We start from the raw sequence: 2582 nt of genomic DNA on the forward strand, positions 1-2582 counted from the left end.
CTGACGCCGCGCGGCCGCCCTTCGGGCGACGACGCGAACGGTCAGACAGGCCCTAGGCCGGTCCGCAAAGTCCCGCCTGGGCCAACAGGTACGCCTGCGGGACGGGTTCGGTGGGGCCCGGCGCGCGGACCGTGCGGGAGGTGAGGGCGAACCCCGCCTCCTCCAGCAGCGCGGCCATGCGCTCCGGGTCGCGGCGGAGGAAGTCCAGGCTGACCGGGTGGCCCCACGGCCGGTCGTGGCGCCGGTGTTCCTCGCCCGCCTGAAAGGCCAGCAGCAGATGGCCGCCCGGCGCCAGCACGCGGCGGAACTCGGCGAACAGCGCGGGCAGTCGCTCCACCGGGGTGTGGATGCTGGAGTACCAGGACACGACACCGGCCAGCTTCCCGTCCGGGAGGTCCAGCTCCAGCATGGAGCCCTGCTCGAAGCGCAGGCCGGGGTTCTCGCGGCGGGCGACCGCCAGCATGGCGGGGGAGAGGTCGAGCCCGAACACGTCGAGTCCCTCGGCGGCGAGGAAGCCGGTGACCCGGCCCGGCCCGCATCCCAGGTCGGCCACCGCCGCGCCCGCCCCCACCAGCTCCGCGAACACCTTCAGCAGGGCCCGGTCGAGGGGCTGGGCGAGATGCGCCTGGCGGAAATGATCGGAGTAGTCCTCGGCGATCGCGTCGTAGAACGTCCGGGTCGCGGCAAGGAAGTCGGGGGAGGCGGCGGAGTCGGTCATGGGGAGCGACCCTAGGGGTTCCGGCGACTTCCCCGCGGCCGTTCGGGTGAGAACACCGGGGCCGGAATGCCCCCGCTGGTCAATGCGCGGCAGGCGGGACGCGGAATTCGCCCGGAATTCAGCGGAACGTCACGGCGAAAAGGCAGGAGCCCCGTCGCCGGAAGGCGTGGGGCTCCTTGGGTACTGCACTCAGGTTCTGCGATCAGGCAGTGATCAGACGGGGGTGACGTTCTCCGCCTGCGGACCCTTCGGGCCCTGGGTCACGTCGAAGTTCACCTGCTGGTTCTCCTCGAGGGAGCGGAAGCCGGTGGCGTTGATCGCGGAGTAGTGAACGAAGACGTCGGGGCCGCCGCCCTCCTGGGCGATGAAGCCAAAGCCCTTTTCGGCGTTGAACCACTTAACGGTTCCGGTAGCCATAAGCCCTCCTTGGGCTCAAAAGGGTTGCCCTGCTCCAGAACCTGCAAGTGCGAACGGTGCTGCACGACTGCATTCATCTGAAAACGACGAGAGCCCGCGGTCACATGCTCCGCAGGCTCTGTACTGCAAGGGAAACCAAACTGCAACTTGCGGCGAGCCTAGCACGCGGGCACCGGAAAGCAATAGAGGTCAAGATCACGTCACCCGAATGTTTGAACCTGCCGCCCGGAGCGCACACCACGGGCCGGTCGGGGCCGTGTATCGCAGGGGGTCTAGTCTCGCGATGTGGACAATTCTCGCACCCGGCCGCGCGTCGGCCACATCCAGTTCCTCAACTGCCTGCCCCTCTACTGGGGGCTCGCGAGAACCGGCACGCTCCTCGACTTCGAGCTGACCAAGGACACCCCGGAGAAGCTCAGCGAGCAGCTCGTGCGCGGTGATCTCGACATCGGCCCCATCACGCTCGTGGAATTCCTGCGCAACGCCGGTGACCTGGTCGCTTTCCCCGACATCGCGGTGGGCTGCGACGGCCCGGTGATGTCCTGCGTGATCGTCTCGCAGCTGCCGCTGGACCGGCTCGACGGTGCGCGTGTCGCCCTCGGCTCGACCTCGCGGACCTCGGTCCGGCTGGCCCAGCTGCTGCTGGCCGAGCGGTACGGGGTGCGCCCCGATTACTACACCTGCCCGCCCGACCTGAGCCTGATGATGCAGGAGGCGGACGCCGCCGTCCTCATCGGTGACGCGGCCCTGCGCGCCAACCTGGTCGACGCGCCGCGGTACGGCCTTCAGGTGCACGACCTGGGCGCGCTGTGGAAGGAGTGGACGGGTCTGCCGTTCGTCTTCGCGGTGTGGGCCGCCCGGCGCGATTACGCCGAACGCGAGCCGGAGATCACCCGCAAGGTGCACGAGGCGTTCCTCGCCTCCCGCAACGTGTCCCTGGAGGAGGTCGGCAAGGTCGCCGAGCAGGCCTCCCGCTGGGAGGCGTTCGACGAGGCGACCCTGGAGCAGTACTTCACCACCCTCGACTTCTCCTTCGGCCCCCCGCAGCTGAAGGCGGTCGCGGAGTTCGCCCGCCGCGTCGGCCCCACGACCGGCTTCTCCGCCGAAGTGAAGGTGGAACTGCTCGGGGCGTAATCACTACGCTGCGAGGGCGCGGCTTTACGGGGGAGCCCGCGGGGGAGGGGTCGCCATGCAGCCGCTCGGAGCGGACGAACCGGCCGCCGTCGGCCCGTACCGGCTGCTGGGCCGGCTCGGCTCCGGCGGCATGGGCCGCGTCTACCTGGGCCGCAGCGCCGGCGGCCGGACAGTCGCCGTGAAGATCGTCCACCCGCAGTACGCGCTGGACGAGGAGTTCCGGGCGCGCTTCCGCCGCGAGGTGGCGGCCGCGCGCCGGGTGGGCGGCGCCTGGACCGCGCCGGTGCTCGACGCCGACCCGGACGCGCCGGTC

Annotated in this window: 3 protein-coding genes and 1 pseudogene; 2 read left to right on the forward strand and 2 right to left on the reverse strand. The window is 70.4% G+C overall.

Annotated elements, in window-relative coordinates:
• Positions 1-52 precede the first annotated feature (52 nt).
• Positions 53-718 (reverse strand): class I SAM-dependent methyltransferase, encoded by a 666-nt coding sequence (locus GT030_RS33315; protein WP_161204262.1) that lies wholly within the window; start codon positions 716-718, stop codon positions 53-55.
• Between the two features lie 213 nt (positions 719-931).
• On the reverse strand, positions 932-1135 hold the full coding sequence (locus tag GT030_RS33320) for a cold-shock protein (RefSeq protein ID WP_030813734.1): 204 nt from the start codon (positions 1133-1135) through the stop codon (positions 932-934).
• A gap of 285 nt (positions 1136-1420) precedes the next feature.
• On the opposite strand from GT030_RS33320, the gene GT030_RS33325 reads away from it, so the two are divergent.
• A complete protein-coding gene (locus GT030_RS33325; protein ID WP_161204263.1) occupies positions 1421-2269 on the forward strand; it encodes a menaquinone biosynthesis protein in 849 nt (282 codons plus the stop codon).
• A gap of 55 nt (positions 2270-2324) precedes the next feature.
• Positions 2325-2582, forward strand: a pseudogene (locus tag GT030_RS33330) (serine/threonine protein kinase); the annotation flags it as partial.

The organism is Streptomyces sp. SID1328 (assembly GCF_009865595.1).
Lineage (GTDB): Bacteria > Actinomycetota > Actinomycetes > Streptomycetales > Streptomycetaceae > Streptomyces > Streptomyces griseoluteus.

Excerpts from the sequence above, each read along its gene's own strand:
- GT030_RS33315 (WP_161204262.1), bottom strand. The coding sequence starts at position 718 with ATGACCGACTCCGCCGCCTCCCCCGACTTCCTTGCCGCGACCCGGACG.
- GT030_RS33320 (WP_030813734.1), bottom strand. The coding sequence starts at position 1,135 with ATGGCTACCGGAACCGTTAAGTGGTTCAACGCCGAAAAGGGCTTTGGC.